At 41.0% G+C, this 24,607-nt stretch carries 15 protein-coding genes and 1 pseudogene; 11 read left to right on the top strand and 5 right to left on the bottom strand.

Annotation, left to right across the window (positions count from 1 at the left end):
* Positions 1–18 precede the first annotated feature (18 nt).
* The 8 genes and pseudogenes from I9192_RS05785 to I9192_RS05815 all read left to right on the top strand — a co-directional run bounded on the left by I9192_RS05785 (position 19) and on the right by I9192_RS05815 (position 15,091).
* On the top strand, positions 19–3,087 hold the full coding sequence (locus I9192_RS05785; protein ID WP_200150193.1) for an anti-phage-associated DUF499 domain-containing protein: 3,069 nt from the start codon (positions 19–21) through the stop codon (positions 3,085–3,087).
* Positions 3,084–3,671, top strand: a complete 588-nt coding sequence (locus I9192_RS05790) for an anti-phage-associated DUF3780 domain-containing protein (protein WP_200150194.1) — start codon at positions 3,084–3,086, stop codon at positions 3,669–3,671. Before I9192_RS05785 ends, I9192_RS05790 begins: the two co-directional genes overlap by 4 nt.
* Positions 3,671–6,502 (top strand): anti-phage-associated DUF1156 domain-containing protein, encoded by a 2,832-nt coding sequence (locus tag I9192_RS05795; protein WP_200150195.1) that lies wholly within the window; start codon positions 3,671–3,673, stop codon positions 6,500–6,502. Before I9192_RS05790 ends, I9192_RS05795 begins: the two co-directional genes overlap by 1 nt.
* A gap of 3 nt (positions 6,503–6,505) precedes the next feature.
* Positions 6,506–9,229, top strand: coding sequence for a phospholipase D-like domain-containing anti-phage protein (locus tag I9192_RS05800; RefSeq protein WP_200150196.1), 2,724 nt, complete (start codon positions 6,506–6,508; stop codon positions 9,227–9,229).
* 85 nt (positions 9,230–9,314) lie between these two features.
* Positions 9,315–9,671 (top strand): annotated as a pseudogene (locus tag I9192_RS22530) (hypothetical protein); the annotation flags it as partial.
* 226 nt (positions 9,672–9,897) lie between these two features.
* On the top strand, positions 9,898–12,756 hold the full coding sequence (locus I9192_RS05805; protein ID WP_200150197.1) for a type VI secretion system Vgr family protein: 2,859 nt from the start codon (positions 9,898–9,900) through the stop codon (positions 12,754–12,756).
* A complete protein-coding gene (locus I9192_RS05810) occupies positions 12,756–13,781 on the top strand; it encodes a hypothetical protein (RefSeq protein ID WP_200150198.1) in 1,026 nt (341 codons plus the stop codon). Before I9192_RS05805 ends, I9192_RS05810 begins: the two co-directional genes overlap by 1 nt.
* Positions 13,781–15,091, top strand: coding sequence for a DUF3396 domain-containing protein (locus tag I9192_RS05815; protein ID WP_200150199.1), 1,311 nt, complete (start codon positions 13,781–13,783; stop codon positions 15,089–15,091). Before I9192_RS05810 ends, I9192_RS05815 begins: the two co-directional genes overlap by 1 nt.
* Positions 15,092–15,180: 89 nt before the next feature.
* On the opposite strand, the gene I9192_RS05820 is transcribed toward I9192_RS05815, so the two are convergent.
* Positions 15,181–16,458, bottom strand: a complete 1,278-nt coding sequence (locus I9192_RS05820; protein WP_200150200.1) for a tyrosine-type recombinase/integrase — start codon at positions 16,456–16,458, stop codon at positions 15,181–15,183.
* Between the two features lie 419 nt (positions 16,459–16,877).
* A complete protein-coding gene (locus I9192_RS05825) occupies positions 16,878–18,143 on the bottom strand; it encodes a mechanosensitive ion channel family protein (protein ID WP_004828564.1) in 1,266 nt (421 codons plus the stop codon).
* Positions 18,144–18,548: 405 nt separating this feature from the next.
* Between I9192_RS05825 and I9192_RS05830 the strand changes: the two genes are divergently transcribed.
* A complete protein-coding gene (locus I9192_RS05830; protein ID WP_005030611.1) occupies positions 18,549–19,172 on the top strand; it encodes a glutathione S-transferase family protein in 624 nt (207 codons plus the stop codon).
* Positions 19,173–19,256: 84 nt separating this feature from the next.
* Here the strand turns inward: I9192_RS05830 and I9192_RS05835 are convergent, their stop codons facing one another.
* From I9192_RS05835 to I9192_RS05845, 3 genes are all read right to left on the bottom strand, one after another.
* A complete protein-coding gene (locus I9192_RS05835; protein ID WP_004828566.1) occupies positions 19,257–19,904 on the bottom strand; it encodes a 3-oxoacid CoA-transferase subunit B in 648 nt (215 codons plus the stop codon).
* A 2-nt stretch (positions 19,905–19,906) separates the two neighbouring features.
* Complete coding sequence (locus I9192_RS05840; protein ID WP_004828567.1) at positions 19,907–20,608, bottom strand: CoA transferase subunit A; 702 nt, start codon at positions 20,606–20,608, stop codon at positions 19,907–19,909.
* A 142-nt stretch (positions 20,609–20,750) separates the two neighbouring features.
* Positions 20,751–21,632 carry a LysR family transcriptional regulator gene (locus tag I9192_RS05845; protein ID WP_005030608.1) on the bottom strand — a complete coding sequence of 294 codons (882 nt, stop codon included), beginning with the start codon at positions 21,630–21,632 and terminating at the stop codon, positions 20,751–20,753.
* Between the two features lie 597 nt (positions 21,633–22,229).
* Between I9192_RS05845 and I9192_RS05850 the strand changes: the two genes are divergently transcribed.
* Positions 22,230–23,654, top strand: coding sequence for a GntP family permease (locus I9192_RS05850; protein ID WP_005030607.1), 1,425 nt, complete (start codon positions 22,230–22,232; stop codon positions 23,652–23,654).
* A gap of 34 nt (positions 23,655–23,688) precedes the next feature.
* The gene (locus I9192_RS05855) at positions 23,689–24,474 is read left to right on the top strand and encodes a 3-hydroxybutyrate dehydrogenase (RefSeq protein ID WP_200150201.1); all 786 of its coding nucleotides are present in this window, start codon (positions 23,689–23,691) and stop codon (positions 24,472–24,474) included.
* The last annotated feature ends 133 nt before the right edge of the window (positions 24,475–24,607 follow it).

The raw sequence follows: 24,607 nt of genomic DNA on the forward strand, positions 1-24,607 counted from the left end.
AGAGTTAGGAGAAGTTTGATGAAAACCGTACGTAATGCATGCCAGTTGCAGCCGAAGGCTTTGGAAATCAACGTCGGTGATCAGATCGAACAGCTTGATCAAATCATAAATGACACTAATGGTCAGGAGTACTTTAAAAAAACCTTCATCACAGACGGTTTTAAAACATTACTTTACAAGGGTATGGCCCGTTTAGCAGGTAAATCAAATGACACGGTCTTCCACCTGAAGCAAGCGATGGGTGGTGGTAAAACTCATTTAATGGTCGGCTTTGGTTTATTGGCTAAAGATGCTGAACTTCGCAATAGTCACATAGATACAATTCCATACCAATCTGATTATGGTTCAGCCAAAATAGCCGCTTTCAATGGACGTAATAACCCTCACACATATTTCTGGGGCGAGATTGCACGGCAGTTAGGTAAAGAAGGCATATTTCGAGAGTACTGGGAATCTGGGGCCAAAGCACCAGACGAACAAGCTTGGGTTAATCTATTTGATGGTGATGAACCTATTCTTATCCTGTTAGATGAGATGCCACCTTACTTTCACTACTACAGCACCCAAGTACTTGGACAGGGAACCATAGCTGATGTAGTGACACGGGCTTTCTCCAATATGTTAACTGCTGCGCAGAAGAAAAAGAACGTGTGTATTGTCGTGTCAGATCTTGAAGCAGCCTACGATACTGGCGGGAAGCTTATTCAACGTGCATTAGATGATGCCACTCAAGAACTGGGGCGCGCCGAAGTCTCCATTACGCCAGTAAATCTGGAATCCAATGAAATCTACGAGATTCTGCGTAAACGCCTATTTTTGTCGCTACCAGATAAAGGTGAAATCTCCGAGATTGCCTCGGTCTATGCCTCAAGGCTTGCGGAAGCGGCTAAAGCAAAGACTGTAGAGAGAAGTGCTGAAGCATTGGCAAACGACATCGAGTCCACATACCCATTCCATCCAAGCTTTAAAAGCATCATTGCTTTGTTTAAGGAGAACGAAAAGTTCAAGCAAACTCGCGGTTTGATGGAGTTGGTTTCCAGACTTCTGAAATCGGTCTGGGGAAGCAACGAAGATGTATATTTGATAGGTGCTCAACACTTTGATCTCTCGATACAAGACGTTCGTGAGAAGCTGGCCGAAATTTCAGAAATGCGCGATGTTATCGCTAGAGATATTTGGGATTCTACTGACAGTGCTCATGCCCAGATCATTGATCTCAATAGTGGTAATCACTACGCAAAGCAAGTTGGTACTCTTTTGCTAACAGCTAGTTTGTCTACTGCGGTGAACTCAGTCAAAGGTTTAACAGAAAGTGAAATGCTGGAGTGTCTGATTGATCCAAATCACCAAGGCAGTGATTATCGCGTAGCATTTACAGAACTTGCCAAATTAGCTTGGTATTTACATCAAACGCCAGAAGGACGAAATTACTTCAGTCATCAAGAAAACCTTACTAAAAAGCTTCAAGGATACGCAGATAAGGCGCCTCAAAATAAGGTTGAGGAGTTGATTCGTTATCGACTGGAGGAAATGTACAGGCCGATAACCAAAGAGGCTTACGAAAGAGTACTGCCACTGCCTGAAATGGATGAGGCTGAAGCCGTTCTCAAGAGCAGTCGTGCTTTGTTGATAATTAGTCCAGATGGTAAAACCCCGCCGGGCGTAGTGGCAAACTTCTTCAAAGGTTTGGTGAACAAGAACAATCTTCTGGTACTAACAGGTGACAAGTCCTCTATTGCTAGCATCGAAAAAGCAGCGCGCCACGTTTATGCTGTTACCAAGACAGACAACGAAATACCAGCATCTCACCCGCAGCGTAAAGAGTTGGATGAGAAGAAAGCGCAGTACGAGCAGGACTTCCAAACTACCGTACTCACTGTTTTCGATAAGCTCCTATTCCCCGGTAATAATCGCGGTGAAGATGTGTTGCGCCCTAAAGCGCTGGATAGTACTTATCCCTCTAATGAGCCTTACAACGGTGAACGCCAAGTTGTGAAGACCTTAGCATCTGATCCCATCAAACTTTACACGCAGATCATTGAAAACTTCGATGCACTGCGTGCCAGAGCCGAGTCGTTGCTATTCGGTTCCCTTGATGAAGCAAGAAAGACTGATTTGCTCGATAAGATGAAGCAAAAAACACAGATGCCTTGGATACCGAGCCGTGGTTTCGATCAACTCGCTATCGAAGCCTACCAGCGCGGCGTATGGGAAGATTTAGGCAATGGTTACATTACGAAAAAGCCTAAGCCAAAAACTACGGAAGTTATCATCAGCGAAGACTCTTCCCCAGATGATGCTGGTACTGTTCGCCTTAAAATCGATGTTGCCAATGCAGGTAACAATCCTCGTATTCATTATGCTGAAGACACTGATGTCACGGTGACTAGCCCTGTGCTCAGTGAAAATATACTGGCGACTAAGGCTTTACGGGTACAGTTCTTAGCAGTAGACCCTACGGGTAAAAACCTTATTGGTACTCCAACTACCTGGAAAAATCGCCTGACATTACGCAATCGCTTTGATGAGGTTGCAAGAACGGTCGAACTGTTTGTTGCACCTAAGGGCACCATTAAATATACACTTGATGGTTCAGAAGCGCGTAATGGCTTAACCTATACAGCCCCAATCCAGATTGAGGATGCAGAAACGACAGTCTATGTCTTCGCTGAGTGTGATGGCTTAGAAGAAAAGAGAAATTTCACTTTTGCAGCTACTGGTTCCAAAGAAATTCCAATTATTAAAGACAAGCCAGCAACTCTAGTAAGCTCCTCACCAAAACGAATGGATAGCTCGGCAAAAACCTACGAGAGTTTGAAAATCGCCAAAGAGAAAGGCATCGAATTCGAGCAGGTTAGCCTTATGGTTGGCTCTGCGCCAAAAGTGATTCACATGGCGTTAGGTGAGATGAAGATTAGCGCTGAGTTCATTGAAACTGTATTAACACACTTGCAAACAGTGTTAAGTCCTGAAGCACCAGTAGTCATGACTTTCAAAAAAGCCTACACTCAAACTGGGCATGACCTTAAGCAGTTTGCCAAGCAGCTTAGCATTGAAATTGGTAATGGTGAGGTGGAGCAACGATGAGTAAAACCATTGATTTTGGAGCGCCACTGGAATTCGGAATGCATCATTTCTATGTAGAAATTCCTGCGGCGCCTCAAGATGCTGTTGTGATCTATGAAGACTATGGCTTCGACGGGGATGAGTCTCGCAGGGAAACGGTAGAGCGTCGCCTTATACTTGCTAGAGAGCTTTGGACTAAGATTCGTGATGATGCTCGTCGTGACTTTAATGGCCGCCTAAAGGTAAAGAAACAAAGTTCTGGGGCTTGGTCTACCGGTAAAGTGAAGCTCGACCGCTTTCTTGGGCGCGAGTTGTGCGTTCTTGGTTGGGCAGCAGAACATGCTTCACCCGATGAATGTCTAGTTATTTGCCAAAAGTGGTTGGCACTGCGTCCAGAGGAAAGATGGTGGCTTTACAGTAAAACCGCTGCCGAAGCGGGGCGAGAAGATCAAACGCAGCGCGGATGGCGTAAAGCGCTTTACTGTGCGCTATCGGATGGGGCTAATGTCAAATTGGAAACTAAAAAGAAGCCAAAGTCTAAAAAGATTCCATCTGAAAACGAGCCTCAGGATTTGTTTGGGTTTATGGAAAAGGGAGAGTTTTGATGGCCTTGCAACCTTTTGAATGGAAAGATAAGCCTGCTTTGATTGAGCACCTTTTTCCAGTGCAGAAAATTTCTGCTGAGAGTTTTAAAGAGCAAGAAGCAAGACAAAGTAAAACTCTTACTCCATTAGGTAGCTACTGGAAAGGACGTAAACCTCTTATTCTGAATAAGGCATGCATACTTGGTTGCTTGTTGCCTGTTACTGAAAATAGGTTAAAAGATTTAGAAATATTTGAGCTATTGATGGGTATGGATTCGACATCAATAGAAAAGCGCTTACTTGAAAAGCTCCCTCCATCTAAACGGGATAGAGTCCATGAGTTGAAGAAGCTTCCTTATAGCGAGCAGGTGGAAAATGGCAAGAGGCCTGAAGAGATGGATTCATTTCTTTTCTCTCACATCTGGGGACGGGTTAACGGTCACCTCGGCACGAGCGCGGCCTCCTTTCCTCAGCTCATAGAACAGCTCGGTGTTGCTCGTTTTGGGCACAGACCAAAAGTAGCGGATGTTTTTTCAGGCTCTGGACAAATACCTTTCGAAGCAGCGAGGCTGGGGTGTGACGTTTACGCTTCGGATTTAAACCCGATTGCAGCGATGTTGACTTGGGGCTCTCTAAACATTATTACTGACGCTGAGGTTCAGTCAAAAATTAAATCCGAACAAGAAATAGTGTTGAAGAAAGTTAGAGAGGATATAGACGCGCTGGGTGTGGAATCAGATGGTAAGGGATGGTACGCAAAAGCTTTTCTATATTGTGTCGAAGTCAAATGCCCAGAAACGGGGTGGCTTGTCCCGTTATTGCCCAATTTAGTAAGCCAGGGGCATTCAGTTGTCGCTAGGCTTGTTCCTGATACCAAGAATAAGCGCTACAACATTGAAATTGAATATGTCGATGAGCTTGATCCTGAATATTCGAATACGGGTAGCATTCGATCAGATGGACCTCGCCAAGATTCCTATATCTACCACGTGGTAGATGGGAAGGAATATCGTATTAAAATTCCAACCATTCGAGGCGATAGTCGTGATGGAAAGAATAACTTAAGGCAATGGACTAAAGAGGATATTCACCCTAAAGATGATGATGTCTTCGGTGAGCGGCTATATGCCGTCTTATGGACAAATTCATCGACCAATGCTCGTAGCGCAAAGCAGGTTTTTAAAAGTGTCACAAAGGATGATCTAGCCAGGGAACAAAAAGTTCTTGAATACGTTCAATCACATCTTCACGAGTGGCAAGCAAATGGCTTTATTCCTGATATGGTCATTGAGAAAGGTGATGAAACTGAGCGTCTTTATAAAGAGAGAGGGTGGAGTCATTGGCACCATCTTTTCAATCCTCGACAATTATTGGTTAATGGTCTGATTAATAAATATACCTCTGCCAACTTAAAATTTGGGTTTACTCAAGTCCTGAATAATAACTCTAGGCTCAGCCGCTGGAATGCACGGAGCGGGGTTGGGCAAACGGCGAGTGTGTTCGACAATCAAGCGTTAAATACATTGTATAACTATGGTTGTCGAGGCTTGGCATTTCTTGATAGTCTGTTGAGTCCTTCTTACAAATGTTTTCCTATTCCGCATAGTACATCCCTTGTCACCAATACACATCCAGCACAAGAAATCGAAGTGGCTAATGACATATATATAACCGATCCTCCGTATGGAGATGCGGTTAAATATGAAGAGATCACGGAGTTCTTTATTGCTTGGATGCGCAGAAATCCTCCCAAGGAGTTTTCTCATTGGACTTGGGATAGTCGTCGTTCTTTGGCGGTAAAAGGAGAGGATGAGGGATTCCGTACAGGTATGGTTGCGGCATATAGGAAGACCGCACAGAAGATGCCTGAGAATGGTATACAGGTCCTCATGTTTACCCATCAAAGTGGGAGTATCTGGGCTGACATGGCCAATATCGTTTGGGCAAGCGGCCTTCAAGTAACAGCAGCTTGGTACGTAGTAACGGAAACAGATTCTACCTTAAGAGATGGGGCATATGTGACAGGCACCATCATGTTGGTTTTACGCAAACGTAAGGAAAATCTAGAAACGTTTCGAGATGATCTTGGATGGGAAATTGAAGAAGCAGTTAAAGAGCAAGTTGAAGCACTAGCGGGGCTCGATAGGTCGATTCGTGATCAAGGTTCTGAAGGTCTTTATACAGATGCAGACCTACAAATGGCTGGTTATGCCGCTGCGTTAAAAGTACTGACGGCTTATTCCTGTATTGACGGTAAAGACATGGTGACTGAAGCAGAGGCACCACGACAAAAAGGCAAAAAGACTTTTGTTGATGAGTTGATTGACTTCGCTGTACAAACCGCCGTTCAGTTTTTGGTACCTGTTGGTTTTGAGAAAGGTGAATGGCAAAAGCTACAAGCGGTTGAGCGCTTCTATCTGAAAATGGCCGAAATGGAACATCAGGGTGCAAAGACCTTGGATAACTACCAGAACTTCGCCAAAGCGTTCAAGATTCACCATTTTGATCAACTAATGAGTGATGCCTCAAAGGCCAACTCTGCTCGGCTTAAACTATCGACCGAGTTAAGAAGCTCCATGATGGCTGGTGACACTGAAATGGCAGGCACACCTCTGCGGGCGTTGCTCTATGCCTTGTTTGAGCTTTCAAAAGAAGTTGAAGTAGACGATGTACTTTTGCATCTTATGGAAAACTGCCCGAACTACCTTCCCAATAAGCAACTGCTAGCCAAAATGGCGGATTACTTGGCAGAAAAGCGTGAGGGCTTAAAAGATACCAAAACGTTCAAACCTGAGCAGGAAGCAAGCAGTGCACGTGTTCTTGCGGAAGCTATTCGAAACCAGAGGTTGTAATTGATGGTGATTCAACGTTTTTCTTCTCGTACAGAAAGATTGGATACGGAATTCTTGGCTGAATCATTAAAAGGAGCCTCCAAATACTTTCGCATCGCAGGCTATTTCAGAAGCTCCATTTTTGAGCTAGTCGGTGAAGAGATTGCAAAGATTCCGGAAGTTAAAATTATCTGCAATTCCGAGCTTGATCTGGCTGACTTTCAGGTAGCTACAGGTAGGAATGCAGCACTTAAAGAACGCTGGAATGAGGTAGATGTAGAGGCTGAGGCACTCCTGAAGAAGGAGCGCTATCAGATGCTGGATCAGCTATTGCAGTCAGGTAATGTAGAGATTCGGGTTGTACCCAGAGAGAGGTTATTCCTCCACGGTAAAGCGGGTTCAATTCATTATACCGATGGCAGTCGTAAGTCTTTCATAGGGTCTGTAAATGAATCCAAAAGTGCCTTTGCCCACAACTATGAGCTGGTTTGGCAGGATGATGATGAAGAAAGTGCTGATTGGGTAGAGAAAGAATTTTGGGCACTTTGGAACGATGGGGTGCCTTTACCTGAAGCTATATTGGCCGAAATCAATAGGGTAGCTAACCGGCGTGAAGTCACTATTGAGGTATTAAAGCCCGAAGAAGTTCCAGCGGCAGCCATGGCAGAAGCACCTATTTATCGCGGAGGGGAGCAGTTACAGCCGTGGCAGCGTTCGTTTGTGACAATGTTTCTTGAGCATAGGGATATCTATGGCAAGGCCCGCCTCCTATTGGCTGATGAGGTGGGGGTTGGTAAAACGCTATCAATGGCAACCAGCGCACTAGTCAGTGCCTTACTGAACGATGGCCCTGTTCTTATTCTAGCACCTTCTACACTCACGATTCAGTGGCAAATTGAGATGATGGATAAGCTTGGTATACCTGCTGCGGTTTGGTCTTCCCAGAAGAAAGTTTGGTTTGGTGTAGAGGGGCAAATACTCTCCACTCGTGGCGATGCCTCCTCCATCAAAAAATGCCCCTATAGGATTGCCATTGTCTCTACCGGACTGATTATGCATCAAAGGGAAAAGATGGAATTCGTAAAAGAAGCAGGGATGTTGCTGAAGAATCGTTTTGGTACGGTTATTTTAGATGAAGCACACAAGGCCCGCGCTCGCGGTGGCTTGGGTGATCAGGCTTCAACCCCGAATAATTTGATGGCTTTCATGCAGCAGATGGGGAGGCGTACACGTCACCTTATACTGGGAACGGCAACCCCGATTCAAACCGATGTGCGTGAACTATGGGATTTGTTAGATATTTTGAATTCTGGTGCGGAATTTGTATTAGGTGATGCTCTTTCGCCATGGCACGACCATGAACAAGCGATTCCGTTGATAACTGGTAGAGCACAGGTAGCTTCGGAGAGTGAAGTTTGGCATTGGTTAAGCAATCCCTTGCCTCCCGGCAATGAATATCATATTGTTCAGCAGATACGTGATTACCTATCGATTGATAATAAGTCCTTTATTTGTTCGCATCGTTTTGAAGATCTCGACTATATGATTCAGAACCTTTGGCTTTCCGAATGCTTGAATCCGGGCTTCTTTAAAGAAAACAATCCTGTTCTACGCCATACGGTGTTGCGCAAGCGTAAACAGCTGGAAGATGATGGTCTTTTAGAGCGAGTAGGGGTGAACACACATCCAATAAAGCGAAATCTAGTTCAGTACCAGTCGCGGTTTGTTGGGCTTGGCATTCCAACTAACACACCGTTCCAAGTCGCTTACGAAAAAGCGGAAGAGTTCAGTAAGCTGCTTCAATCACGAACTCGATCAGCAGGCTTCATGAAATCCTTGATGTTGCAACGGATCTGCTCAAGTTTTGCATCAGGCTTAAGAACAGCTCAAAAGATGTTGAAACATACAGTTTCTGCGGAAGATGAGGATCTAGTTGAAGATGTTGAGCACATACTGTCTGAAATGACTCCGACTGAAGTAGATTGTTTAATAGAGATAGAAACACAGTTATCACGCTCTGAAGCCGTTGATTCAAAACTGAATACAGTGAAATGGTTCTTAACGGATTTTCGCTCTGATGGAAAAACCTGGTTGGAGCATGGCTGTATTATTTTTAGCCAGTATTACGACACAGCGGAGTGGATAGCGAAAGAACTGGCCAAGTCTCTCAAGGGGGAAGTGGTAGCTGTCTATGCAGGGGCTGGTAAAAGTGGGTTATTCCGTGGTGAACAGTTTAACAATGTTGAGCGTGAAGTAATTAAGACAGCTGTAAAGACACGCGAGATTCGTTTGGTAGTAGCAACTGATGCTGCTTGCGAAGGCTTGAACCTTCAAACTTTGGGAACACTTATCAATATAGACCTTCCCTGGAATCCATCCCGTTTAGAGCAGCGTCTTGGGCGAATTAAACGCTTTGGTCAGACACGTAAGTTTGTGGATATGCTCAACCTTGTATATAGCGAAACGCAGGATGAAAAAGTTTATAACGTACTTTCAGAACGGTTACGCGATACATACGACATTTTTGGCAGTCTACCCGACACGATTGATGACGAATGGATCGATAACGAGGAGGAGTTGAATATACGCATGAATGAATACATACACGAGCGTAAAAAAGCACAGGATGCATTCTCAGTGAAATATCGAGGAACTCTTGATCCCGATGCCAATCTTTGGGAGCGCTGTGCTACTGTTTTATCCCGTAGGGACATTGTTAGTAAGCTCAGTGAGCCATGGGGAAGTTAACTATGTATCAGCTAGGTGTTAATGATGTGTATTTCACCACATTAAGTTTGGGTAGTTTTAGGTGAAAAAATAGCCTAATTATCACAATGGTTATACTCAGAAGTCGGTAGCAACCCAATATGCAATTAGAAAAGCTGCTGAAGTATCAAAATCTTTAGGATGTAACTATTATTCAGCAATTAATAATACTAGCCAGAGTTATGATCAGAATACATCAAAAACGAATACAGGCCTTATGATGGAAAATGGTGGTGTTTACTATACGACAAGTGCTGGAGTACGCTATCGAATAGTAAAACCTTCAAGCCGAAATACTTATGTTTGTTTTAATGAGAAGCCAAATACAGTATTACCTGGATTAGTTTTTAATATTAAATAAGTTCTAAGCTCAGAACTACCTAGCGGCAGTGGGAAGTTTAGAGTGCCAAATAGTTGGCGCTAACTTGTTCACAATTTATCTATATCGATTAGTACATTTAAGAAATAAAGTTTGAGGGGGCTATTTGGGTTCTATCTTTTTGTAGATAACTAGTCCCAAGTAAATAAGATGATATAGGTATGTGTATCTATAATGTGAGGTAAATTGTCACAAGTAGACAGGACTGTATAGACAGATCATTTTGATCCTTTGTAAAATGCACTAAATTTAAGCGTAAGCCTATAACAAGATGTTGAACAATATATTTCAAGCCTTAGACAGTCTAGGGCTTACTGCACAAAAACGTGCTTTGCATATTTTATTTTCTAGTCCCGATTTAAACGCTCAGGTGTTTTTGCAACGTATTGATGGGAAACACCAACTTAATGAGGGATTTAAGGCAGAATTGATTTGCCTATCAACGAGCGCAGTTATTCCTTTAAAGCGATTTATTGGTAGCCAAGTTGCAATTGACCAGGTGACAGACCAAGGTCAACTCACCCGTAACACGGGGATTATCACCAGCGCAGATATTGGACAATCGGATGGAAGCCTTACTCTATACAAACTCACCGTAGAAGATCCAACAGCTCTACTCAAATATCGTCGAAACTCTCGGGTATTCATGAATAAAAGCGTTCGTGATATCACAGAGATATTATTCAAAGAGTGGCAGCAACGTAGTCCCTTATTTGCATCTAGCCTGACTCTTGATTTAAGTGGTTTGACACAAGACTACGATATCCGTCCATTTATCATGCAACACAATGAACTGGATATCGACTTCATCAAACGCCTTTTAGCATCGGAAGGCATTAGCATGTTAATTGATGAATCTGAACATGTTGTTGCAGTCAATGCGCCGATCCAAGCCCAGAAGCTTCGTTTGATTGATGACAATAACCAATATCAAACCTTAGATCGTCGACAGATTCGCTACCATCGTAGCAGTGCAACAGAACGACAGGACAGCATCATAGCCTTTACTGGAATACGCTCACTACAACCGACGTCTGTCTATATCAACCGCTGGCAAGCAGATGTATTAGATATAGATGAAGGTGCAGGTTCAGTTCTCAGCACTCATCAACACAGTGACAATCAGGACACGGCTAGCTTAGGTTTAGAAGATGCATGGCACTTTTCACCTGCATGGATGCAAGACCTCAACGGCGAAGATGGTGCAACAGCATCGGGCAATCGCCAGCTCGAAAGATTCAATAAAAACTTTAACAACTACTACGCATCCCAAGCTAAACAATTTAAAGCTCAATCGACCGTCCGAGATGCCTATGTTGGTTACTGGTTTCAACTCAATGAGTATCCTGAGATTGACCAGCATTCAGGGGCAGAGAAAGAATTTCTGATTACAGAAAAGACCTTTTATAACCAGAATAATCTCCCTAAAGATTTAAACCAACAGATCAATCAACTGTTAGTACAAAGCAATTGGCAACCGAATCAATTTAATGCAGCAAATTCAGAAGAACGCCAAGCCAACCAACTGACTCTACAACGACGTAACATTACCACCGTTCCAGAATACAACCCATTAACCCACAAACCGAAAGTACACCCAATGCGTGCTAAAGTGGTGGGGCCAAGTGGTGAAGAAATCCATGTCGATGAATGGGGCCGCATTAAAGTTAGATTCCTGTTTACCCGGGCAGATGATCATAGTCATGATGGTGGCGCAGGTGCCAATGACAACGATACCGATTCTGCATGGATCGATGTACTGACGCCGTGGGCAGGTGAAGGCTACGGCGCACGTTTCTTGCCACGTATTGGTGAAATTGTGGTGATCAACTTCTTTGATGGCAATATTGATCGTCCCTATGTGGTCGGACGAATTCATGAAGCACAGCGTAGCCCGACCAAGTTTGACAATGCAGGTAAGCTGCCTGATACCAAGAAACTTGCAGGGATTAAATCTAAGGAATACCAAGGCGAAGGCTTTAACCAGCTGCGTTTTGATGACACCACGGGTCAGATCAGTGCACAACTACAAAGTAGTCATGCTGCTAGCCAACTGAACCTCGGTAAACTCAGCCATCCAAAAGACAAAGCTGAAAGTGAAGATCGTGGGGAAGGCTTTGAACTGCGTACTGACCAATGGGGTGCAGTTCGTGCAGGGGAAGGTCTACTGCTTTCCACACATAAACAGGATCAAGCCCAAGGAGATCATCTAGATGCACAGCCAGCTAAGCAACAGCTAGAAGATAACCAAAACAATGCCAAAGCTTTAAGTGAAGTTGCCAAGAATCAGCAAACCGATGAAATTGAATCGCTTGATCAGTTAAAAGCATTTGCAGATCAGATTCAGAACAAGATCGCAAAATTTGAAAAAGCTTTATTGTTATTGAATTCACCTGCGGGGATTGGACTGAGCACCAGTGAAGATATTCATGTATCCGCAGATGGACAGATCAATCAGTTTGCAGGGGATAGCATTAACCTGAGTACGCAAAAGAATCTGATTGCTCAGACCCAGAATAGGATCAGCGTGTTTGCAGCACAGAATGGCATCAAGCAAGTGGCTGCCAAAGGTAAATTTGAGGTACATGCTCAATCGGATGGCATGGACTTACTTGCCAAACAGGGCATTCAGATCATTTCGACTGAAGACCGTATTGAAATTACCAGTCCTAAAGAAATTGTATTTACCGCACAGAGTTCGCAACTCAAGCTGAATGGTTCAGGAATTTTTCCGACCACGGGTGGCAAGTTTGAGGTAAAGGCAGGGCAGCATTTGTTTATGGGAGGGGCGAAAGTTTCAGTCCCAAAAATAACTTTACCGAATCCTCCTCCTTTGGAAAAAAACATCGGCAAATTCTTCCTGTATAAGGGTGATGGTAGTCCTTTCGTTGAACATGAATATAAAATTCTGGATAAAGCTGGCAATGTGTTAAAGCAAGGTATTACCAACCAGTTTGGTGAAACAGATTATGTTCAAACAGAGCAATCAGAAAAAATCACTTATGATGTAAAAATGTTAAAAGAAGCAGAAAGAATTACAAGTAGTTGGCAGAGTCAGCTTGAAGGGAAATATGCCAATTTTTTAAGTCAACTCGATCAGCAATTTATTGATCTCGAAGGAGATGAGTAGTGTTGCCCTTACTTGGTTTAGGAGTCGTACTGGCACGAGCCTTTACAGCCGCATTGACGGTATATGAGCTATATAGCTATGGTTCAAACTTATACGAAGGACAGGCAAATTATCGACAAGAGCTAGAAAAGGCCAAAGCAGAAATAAAGAAGATCATTCATGATCTGGAAAAAGAGTTTAATGGACATCTCGTATATGCCTCTGAAATTGCATATCTAGAACATTTGAGGAAAAAAGATCCTCGGAATGATGAAACACGTGCACCACAACAGCGTGGTAAAGACGGTTTTAAAAAACAGATTTCAGAAAAAATACCTTTTCGAAAAGTGATCTCAGAAGTTTGTGAAAAAGCCAACGCTAATGGATTCCCTCAGTTAAAAAAGAAAAAAGGCGTCAAAGTCAGTGATTTGCCTAAAGCACGCCAAAAGATATTGGAAAGCTGGGCAGGCCTTATTCTTTCTGAGATTATGGGTGAGGATATTGGCAGTGAGTTTTTAATTGCGCGTTTAAAGCAATTGGCAACATCAATCATGTTTGAGTTTGTGGATGAGATTTTGGGCTGGAAGGCTCCGATCAAGACAGAGGTTTGTTTTGGAGCAAAGTTTGAAGATCCCCAGTTGTTGTTTCCTGGTAATCCAAGACTTAAGAGAACAGGAAGTTTGGATTTGAATCCTTTTTATCCAACACCCTACCATAACCAAAGAGGGAGTATTGCTGCTGATCTTGTTATTGCAGAATCTCGCTCAGAACCAATTTCAAAAACTAATCTGTTTGCGATTGTAGAAATTAAGTTTCAGGGGGATTCAATTAAACAGGTGCAATTTGATCAATACAATAAGCTATTAAAAGCCTGTAAAGCTGAAAAAGAGAAAAAATATGGTAAAGGTAATAACTATTCAGGTAAAGGCGTGGAAGGAGGGTATCTTTCTTTGTTTCGTTATCCTGAAGATATCGCCTTAGAAGAAGGTAAGGGTAAACCGAATGAACAAGCAGGAACCAAGAAATCTGGTAGAGGTGGGCGATAATGAGTACGGTTGAACCTTTTGTAAGCGAAGCAGACCAAGCTGAATGGATTGAAGAGATTAAAGCAACTGATAAGCTTTGGGTCATTGGTGACGAAGGGGGAGATGTATATGGTATTGGCCCCTATGTTACTTTTTATATTTATCATCAAGAGACCGAATCTTCAGAGTTGATCTCAAAATTCATTGAGATTTTTAATGAGTTTAATCAAATTAGGAATGAAGAGTGGAGCTATTTTGTACATCCTGTTAAGGATGTATTTATTAAGGCAGATAAGGCACAAGTACTATTAGCCGATCTAGAGAATGTTTGTCAAAAACATTACCATAGAACAGGCTCAGTCTATTTTACTGCAACTGTTTCAGATGATACTGAAATTAGTTCGGCTGTTTGGGCTATAGATTTCAAAGTCGATAGTCACCCTTATATGGCTTATAGTGTACTGAAAATGAATTTTAGATATGCTTGGTATATTGAAAGTCAGGAAAACAAAGAGAAGTGGCATCAGTTCGTTGAACGTTGTATCGATACATTAAAACCTAGACATGCATATAGTGGTTTTGAGATAGCTCAAGCGGCTTCCTTGCATTTAAGTAGTTATGACATTAACAGTTTAGAAAAGATTGTCACCCAGGCCTTCTATGGGGTCGATATTGATCATCCAAGCTTTAATAGAGGTCATGATCATGAACGAGAAGATGGATATATTGATTATCAAGGGTTAGGTTCAGGTATACGAACACCTGTCTGGGGTTTTTTACTTGATCCATATTGGATTACAAAATTAGATAAAACTGCCGAAGAGATCAAAGCTTACTTTAGCCGCTTTAATGAAGTCGAAATAAAGGAAATAGAGTATCCAGAAAATCAAACAGGTTTATGGATTCGACTCGGAGAGCTCTCCATGTATCCTGTTGAAGATGGTGTGCCTGTTTTGCCTGTTTATGCCAATGCATTAATTAAGCCGATACGTTGTGATGAGCTGAAGCTGGTCGGTTATGCACAATGGGATGATGATCCTAATGAGCATCTAAGTTACGAAGAAGGTATTGCGTGGATGCGTCGTTTTGATGAAGACAGTAGTTGGCCTGAAGGGAAACGAATCAATAAGGCTAATGGATTATTGTTAGAAGAAGAAAAGCTTAAAGTGAAAGGTGGCGAGTTATGCCCACAAACGGGTTATTGGCAAACACCAGCGCAACCCGAATCACGACAGTATTTTCAGCAGGGAGATATTCTTCCAGCCCTTAATGAGTTGGATTGGGGCGAAGTGTATTGGTACTGGAATGGTGATGATGACCAAAGCTCTTAAGGAAACAGGGCGTGTAAGTTATTTTGTGAAAATTCCATTTAAAACGAATGCTTCAGTCTTAGATGGCTGAAGCATTCGTTTTATGATGCCTACTTAAAGTGTGCACAACAGAACTCAGCCCAATCAGCCATTAAACCTTTTCGTTTCTCAAGATAAGCCCCACGTAAATAAGCAGCTTCAACTTCATCAGGTAGTTTATGCGCAAGTACATGCTCACAGACTTCACGAGGGTAATCAGTTTTGTCTGCTGACCAGTCACGGAAAGTAGAACGGAAACCATGTGTTGTGATCACTCGATTTTGCTTAGGGTCAATATAGCCTAAGCCATTTTCTTTAAGTTTTTGTTCATGCATTCGTTTAATCAAAGCTGTCAGTGACATATCAGAAAGCATGCTACCGCCACGAGGTGCAGGGAAGATAAAATCCTGAGGCTGGGGATACAGCTTAATGGATTCAAGCAATGAGAGGGCTTCTTGGGATAAAGGAACGCGATGCTCCTTCTCAGCTTTCATTCGTTCTTTAGGAATGATCCAAACTTTAGATTCAAAATCAATTTCTTGCCATGTTGCACCAAAGATTTCACCAGAGCGACATGCCGTTAAAATTGCAAATTCTAAAGCTTTTGGAGAAATACCATCTTTCTGGCGAAGGTGCTGAACAAATTCTGCGACTTGTTCATAAGGTAGAGAAGGGTGAGGGCGTGATTCCTGTTTTAAGTTACCTAAGATTGGTTCAAGATTACCTTTCCATTCGGCAGGGTTATCACCTTCAAAATATCCTATAGCCTTGGCATAATCGAAAATGGTTTCTATACGTCCACGAATACGTCTGGCTGTTTCATTTTTCTCAACCCAGATAGGCTTAAGAGTTTCAGCAATATCAGCTTTGGTAATGCTGCTAATAGCGAGATCACCCAGTGTTGGGTAAATGTAGGATTCCAATGTTGATGACCATTGCCCAATATGTTTTTCATTTTTGAGTTCACGTGCTTTATTGGCAATAACGACTTTGGCACATTCAATGAATGTTTTGCTCCTTAACTGTTGGATGCGTAGCTTTTCAAGTTGTTCTTGTTTATGGGCAATAGGATCAATGCCACTCCGTATTTGTAATCTTAATTCAGTAGCTTTTGCACGGGCCGAACTTAAAGACACCTCTGGGTAAGGACCGAGGCCAATGTCACGGCGATGAGGTACTAGATTTCCATTTATATCTAAACGCTTTCCAACAACAGCACGTAGAATCCAAACACGGGAATTTCCTTTGACATTTAGGAATAGACCATCAACACCACCGACAGCATGCCGACCAGTCTCTTTGATTTTTGCTACACTGAGAGCAGATAGCTCTTTGGCTTTCTTTGGCATAATTCTAACTACCCCACAACCTACCCCTTTTAGAATACTGGAAATGGTTAGACTAGACAAGACGTGGTTAGACTGGTATTTTCTTAATGCATTGAAAAGTAATATTTTATTTGGATCGGTTAGACAGCATGAGACACTTGTTATACGGACACCGCTTCCGCCAAATATCTAAAAAAGCCCTTGTGATTACAAGGGCTTTTTTTATACATATAAATTTATTGAAAATAAATCCTAAAAAATTGGTAATCATGTGAATAAACGAATTATTCACATGAGTTTGGATAACGTATTTAATCAGTGCAATATCTTATTTAATCAGTGCAATATCTTATTTAGCTCAGCATAATAAAGCGCTGAATGAATGCACGAGCAATACAAAAACAGATGGTTCAGGCGCAGATATGCTCCTGAACAATTATTCACGATAGATGTTTAATGGTATTGTCGGATGAATGGCTGGCTAATGAACGTAAATCAGAACCAGAAGGTGCTTGATAAATTCTTAAGCCAAATTCAGGAATAATTGCCATCAAATGGTCAAAAATATCAGATTGAATTGCTTCATAGTCATTCCATACCGTTGTATTGGCAAATGCGTAGATTTCAAGCGGTATGCCTTCACTGGTTGGCTGCAACTGACGAATGATCAGCGATTGGTTTTTTGCAATACCTGAATGTTGTTTTAGATAAAACTCAACATAAGCCCGAAAGGTTCCGATATTGGTCAGGCGACGTTGATTATAGATCGACTGATTTTCAAACTGCTGATTAAAAGTCTCTAGCTCAGATTGCTTATTGTCCAGATATTGATCCAGCAATAAGAAAGCTTTTAATTTCTGTTGTTCTTCCTGAGTAATGAAGTGAATACTGGTTTGGTCAATAAAGATAGATCGCTTGATCCGTCTTGCACCCAATAACTTCATACCGCGCCAGTTTCTAAAGGTATCCGTCACCAATTTATTGGTCGGAATCGTAGTAAAGGTTTTATCAAAATTTTGCACAGTGATGGTATGTAGCGACATGTCAATCACATCACCATCGGCATTGAGTGAAGGCATTTCAATCCAGTCACCTATACGTACCATGTCATAAGAAGAAATTTGTACGGACGCGACCAAAGAAAGAATGGTATTTTGGAAAACCAATAACAATACTGCTGCCATAGCACCAAAACCTGCCAGCAGAGTAAATACGTCTTTCTTCAGGAATGTACCCAATACCAGTAAACCACAGACGATAAATACGATCAGTTTGATCAGCTGAAGATAACCTTTGATAGGTTTATTAAGTGACTTTGGGTTACGTTGATAAAATAAGTTAAAAACGTTGAGAAGTTCACTGAGTGCAAGGGCAATCGTGAGGAAGATAAATGCTTGTGATGCCATTTGTACGAGACTGACAACTTTTACAGACAAATGCGGAACTGTGCTAATCCCATTTAAAATAACAATCGCTGGGACAATGTTTGCCACTCTTCGAATCACACTGTGTTCAGAGAAAATTTCACTATAGGCAAACTTCATTTTTGAAATGAGTTTACGTATACCCCGAACAACGACTTGTTTTGCAATAAAATTTGCTAAAAATGCGAAAAAAAGCAAAATGGACAATGATGTCAGCATTTCTAACCACGGATACTGATCAGACCATTCCTGAATATTTTTAAAAAAAGCAAAGTTATCCAAAAGTACAACCTCAAAATCTCGGATAGGTCATTGTATTGTTTGTGAATGACAATATTAGATAAAAATACTTTTTAGCTACATTTGGGCATCATTTATTTACTCAATTGAATGATCACATGATTTAGTATCAATGACCCATTGATTATAGATGTATGCTTACACTTTAATTTGACTGTATGAAGCATTTGTTTTTAGATAAGTTTTATTTTAAAACGCTTTATATATCTCATTTCTTTAATTCTCAGATGACAATAAGTTGAATGAATTAGTCTTATTGCTGCATATTTATTTTTAAGATTTATATCACGATTTTTTTTAATCATATTTTTATGATCATGTGATCTTCAACACAGATGTTTCTCATCATTTTCAGCTATATTATTTGCATTGGATAGGAGATGGTTTGTGATAAAAATTCTTGGAAGAGCTGATTCAATCAATGTCAGAAAATTACTTTGGCTGTGTGATGAACTCAATATTTCTTATGAGCGTGAAGATTGGGGGCGTGGCTTTCAATCCACTCAAGAAACCGCATTTTTAAAGCTGAATCCCAATGCGACCATTCCTGTTTTAATCGATGAGGATTTTGTGTTGTGGCAATCCAACTCGATCATTCGATATTTAGCCAATCAATATAATGGACAACACCTTTATCCTTTGGATGCCAAACAACGTGCTGAAGTGGATCAGTGGATTGATTGGCAGGGGATTGAATTGAACAACAGCTGGACATATGCCCTGATGCATTTGGTTCGTCATTCACCTCTACATCAAGATTTAGAGCGGGTAGAGCAAAGTATTCAGGCTTGGAGTAAACATATGCAGATCCTTGATCAACAATTAGAAAAAACAGGGTCTTATGTCACAGGGCAAAACTTTTCTTTAGCGGACATTGTGATTGGCTTGTCTGTACAGCGTTGGTACTTAACACCATTTGAAAAAATAGATTTTCCGTATGTTCAAAATTATTATGAACGTTTAAGTCAGCGTGAAGCTTATTTAAAATGGGGCAATAATGGTCAAAACTAGTTTGACAGCAGATTTTCGTATTGTGAATTAACTTGTTCGAAACAAGAGCAAAAGAGCTGAAAATGATTTCAGCTCTTTTTTTGATCAAGAAACTTGAAGCTCGCTTGTAATCAAGCTTACACCTGTCGCAGACTGAATTTGCTCTAAGCTGACATCTTTAGCCAGTTCAACCAATTTAACGCCTTGTGGCGTAATATCCATAACACCTAGATCAGTGATGATGCGGTTGACAACCAATCTGCCCGTAAGTGGCAGTGAACACTCTGGGACAATTTTGGGGCTACCGTCTTTGGCACAGTGTTCCATCAAAACCACAACTTTTTGAACACCAGCAACCAAATCCATTGCACCTCCCATTCCTTTGACTTTCTTACCAGGAATCATCCAGTTGGCTAAATCACCTTTTTCAGAAACTTCCATTGAACCCAATATGGCAATATTCACTTTACCACCACGGATCATGGCAAAAGATTCAGCACTAGAGAAAAATGCAGCACCTTGACGTGCAGTGACGGTTTGTTTGCCTGCATTGATTAAATCCGCATCTACAGTTTCTTGAGTTGGAAATTCATCTATTCCCAATAAACCATTTTCAGATTGTAGCCAGACATCGATATGCTCAGGAATATAGTTTGCAACCAGTGTCGGCAATCCGATACCTAGGTTGACATAAAAACCATCTTCAAGTTCTTGAGCAGCTCGCTCAGCCATTTCATTACGCGTCCAAGCCATGATTAAGCCTCCGTCTTCAATGTCAATTGTTCGATTCGTTTTTCAGGTTGTGCATTCAAGATGATACGACTGACATAGATGCCTGGTAGATGAATTGAATCAGGATCTAGTTCACCAATTTCAACAATTTCCTCAACCTCAACGATGGTCAATTTTCCTGCCATGGCGCATTCTGGATTAAAGTTACGTGCTGTTTTACGGAAAATCAGATTACCCGCTTTATCTGCTTTGTAAGCTTTTATCAAGGCAATATCTGCAATCAAGGCATGTTCAAGGATATAGTCTTTGCCAGCAAAATTACGAACTTCTTTTCCTTCTGCAACCAGTGTACCTACACCTGTTTGGGTAAAAAATGCAGGAATGCCTGCACCGCCAGCACGTAATTTTTCCGCCAATGTCCCTTGAGGAGTCAGTTCAACTTCAAGTTCACCATTCAGATATTGACGTTCAAATTCTTTATTTTCACCCACATAGGATGAAATCATTTTTTTAATTTGTTTGGTTTGTAAAAGTTTGCCTAGACCAAAATCATCAACGCCAGCATTGTTTGAAATGCAGGTTAAACCTGTTACGCCCGTTTCTTTTAAGGCATCAATTAATGCTTCTGGGATTCCACATAATCCAAATCCGCCCACAGCAAAGGTCTGATTGTTTGCAACTACATCAGCTAAAGCTTCATGCGCACTCGCGACAACTTTGTTCATCGTTTTAACTCTATGTCCTTTAGAGCTTTTATTATTAGCACTGCATAAATGATTTTAGAAATTGATTCTTTCAAATGTTCAATGAGAAAAACTCATTAATTTTTCGTTAAAAACATTGAATTTTATTGATTTGCAGGAAGCTTTAAAACTGATATGCCAACAAGGTTTCGATAAATTGAGAGGAGATATTGGAGAGTTCAAAGTCTTTTTTATAAATCACGCCTACAGGAAGATTGACTTGTCCATCTTCAATTTCAATCAATAGGTTATTTTCTTTGTCGATATAATTTTGAAAATGCCGTGGAATTGCACTGACACCCATGCCAAAAGCCACAAAATGGGAAAGAGAACTGATTTGATGACACTCGATTTTTAAATCCAAAATTAAATCATTCTGAGCACATTTTTCTTCAACCACATGTCGAATGATTGAAGGTTTTTGTAGTGTTATAAAGGGATACGAACATAATTCTTGCCATGTTACTGATTGATGTTTGGCGAGTACATGGTCTTTAGGAAGTAATGCCAAAAAATCTTCATTGAAGAAGGGTTTAAAAATTAATTGATCATTGTGTTGAGGTTCAAAGCAAATACCAAGTTCAAAAATACCTTCTTGTACTTTTTCAATAATTTTTTCATTGGGAATATCATGGATTGAAAAATTGATATTGGGATGATGCTTGTTAAATTCGTTGAGTACTGCGGGTAAAATAGCATGTGTTGCGAAAGGCATAGAGGCAATATTGAGTGTCCCTCGATGCAGCTTAAAACGTTGTTTAACGTCTCTTTCCATGTCTTCCCAATTGGCTAAAAGCTTTTTGGCAAATGGGATTAAAGCATTTCCTTCCGCAGTAAGATCGACACGACGGGTATTGCGTTTAAACAGTTTTCCGCCAAGTTCATCTTCTAAGCTTTTGATACTTAAACTTAAAGCGGATTGACTCAAACAAAGCTCATTGGCAGCATTGGCATAGTTTAATGTGCGGGCAAGGACTAAAAATGCTTTTAATTGTTTGAGTGTCATAACTCTACCTCACTGATCTTTAGCACTATGATACGCTAAACTCAGAATCTTTGATCGTATAACCAATCATTTAAGCACTTAAATTATATTGTGTTTACTCAATCAGCTGAGTTCAATCCATTAATAAAATTTCAATTTTATTAATGGTTTAAGTTAATTTTTATGTGAGTAAATATTGATTGTGTATGGATAAACCAAGCTAATCTTGAATTTGTAAAAGAATGAATGGGCTACTTTTTCATGAATGATCTTGAAAATCATCACTTTGTTTTTTTATATCAGTACCCATTAAGTCAACACAAAAATAAATCTGCTTCAATTTATGAGCTTTTCATATTAACTGATAAATATTTTCAAATAATATCCCTAAAAATTTGGATTATAGTTTTATTGATAATTTGGATATGGATATTCCAATTTATAAATCTGGATGATTTATAAATGCTCAATGTATTGATGAAAATTAATTTTTCTAACTATCCATTTTTATTTATTGAATAACTCATTCATATCAATGGATGGGACTGCCTTGTGATGATTTGAAATAAAAAACAAGGTGGATTTAGACATATATGCTTTAAGGACGGAGTAAAAGATATGTGGGAACTGGGTATAATTTTGCTTTCTCTCGGGCTGTTGATGTATACCGCTTACAGAGGATTTTCTGTGATTCTCATGGCACCGATTTGTGCCTTATTTGCCGTCTTACTGATCAATCCAGCCAACGTTTTACCATTTTATTCTGGTGTGTTTATGCCAAAAATGGTGGGCTTTATTAAAGATTATTTCCTGGTTTTTTTACTTGGGGCAATTTTCGGTAAAGTTGTTGAAATGTCTGGTATTGCAGAATCAATTGCCAAAACCATTGTCGAGCTCATTGGCTCCAAAAATGCCATGTTGACCGTTGTGCTTCTAGGCGCGATTCTCACCTATAGTGGTGTAAGTTTGTTTGTGGTGGTTTTTGCAGTCTATCCGTTTGCAAACCAATTGTTTAGACAAGCCAATATTCCAAAACGTTTGATTCCAGGCACAATTGCACTAGGTGCTTTCTCGTTTACGATGGATGCCTTACCGGGCACACCTCAGATTCAGAATGTTATTCCAACTACATTTTTCGGAACCAATATTTATGCCGCACCTTTTTTAGGAATTATTGGGGCAATTTTTGTTTTGGGTGTCGGTTTAAGTTATTTGGAATGGCGTCGCCGTGTTGCTGCACGCAATGGTGATGGATTTACTTCTGGTATTACATTGACTGAGGCTGAATTACAACAATTCGAAAGTCAATCTCAACAACAGGATAATGGTTCTGGACTACGCCAATTTATGGCATTTGTCCCATTGATTTTGGTGGCTGTGATGAATAAATATTTATCCACCGCGATTAAACAATGGTACCCGAACGGCTTTGATTTTAATGCAATTGGACTGGCGAACTATACTGTGGATGTCGCTAAAACATCGGCGATTTGGGCGGTCGGTTTAGCATTAATCGTGGGTATTATTACCGCCATTATGTTTGATTACCGCCGTGTATCCACCAGTTTTAAAGAAGGGGTCAATGCAAGTATTGGTGGCTCTTTACTTGCGGTGATGAATACTGCATCTGAGTACGGTTTCGGTGCCATCATTGCAGCATTGCCAGGTTTTGCAGTGATTAGTCATGCTTTGGGACATACTTTTACCAATCCATTGGTCAATGGTGCAGTTACGACCACTGTTTTAGCAGGGATTACAGGTTCAGCCTCAGGCGGTATGAGTATTGCGTTGAGCGCAATGGCTGATCAGTACAATGCAGCAATCGCTGCAATGGGAATTCCTGCTGAGGTGATGCATCGTATCGTCGCAATGGCTTCAGGAGGTATGGACACCTTACCTCATAATGGCGCAGTCATTACTTTACTTGCCGTAACAGGGCTTACTCATAAACAATCGTATAAAGATATTTTTGCCATTACGATCATTAAAACCATTGCGGTGTTTGTTGCGATTGCAGCATTTACATGGTTTGGTATTGTCTAAGTTTATATTGAAGAAGCAACACAGGGAGTCAAACATGAGTCAACTTCTCAAAGATAAGGTTGCATTTATCACAGGTTCAGCAAGTGGTATTGGGCTTGAAATCGCTAAAAAGTTCGCACTTGAAGGTGCAAAAGTCGTCATTTCGGATATGAATGCGGATAAATGCAATGAAGCCGTTTTTGCTTTACAAAAGGATGGATTTGACGCTTTATCTGCGCCTTGTGATGTTTCCAATGAAGATGCTTATGCTGCAGCGATTGAGTTAACGCAAAAGACCTATGGGCGTTTAGACATTCTGATTAACAATGCTGGTTTTCAGCATGTTGCTTCAATCGAAGAGTTCCCAACAGATATTTATCAAAAGTTGTTAAATGTAATGTTGGTGGGTTCTTTTATTGGAATTAAACATGTATTTCCAATCATGAAAGCACAAAAGTATGGTCGTATTATCAATATGGCTTCGATCAATGGTCTAATCGGCTTTGCTGGAAAAGCAGGTTATAACAGCGCGAAACATGGCGTGATTGGTTTAACGAAAGTGGCAGCTTTAGAGTCTGCACGAGATGGTATTACCGTCAATGCATTATGTCCGGGTTATGTAGATACACCCTTGGTCCGTGGTCAAATAAAAGATTTGGCAAAAACGCGTAATGTCAGTGAAACAACCGCACTTGAGGACGTTATTTTAGCTATGGTGCCACAAAAACGATTACTGAATGTTGAAGAAATCGCAGATTATGCAATTTTTCTAGCCAGTGAAAAAGCAGCAGGCGTCACGGGGCAAGCTGTGGTGATGGATGGCGGTTATACAGCGCAATAGTGTCAATATTCATCCAATCATAATTATCCATTCTAGCCGTTGATATCGCTGCGGAAAGATCTGCTTATTCATCATCATTATTTGTGGAGGACGAATTCCTCCACAAATTTGAGTGAGTCTTGCCGTTATAAAA

The sequence above is a fragment of the Acinetobacter bereziniae genome (genome assembly GCF_016576965.1).
GTDB classification, from domain to species: Bacteria; Pseudomonadota; Gammaproteobacteria; order Pseudomonadales; family Moraxellaceae; genus Acinetobacter; species Acinetobacter bereziniae.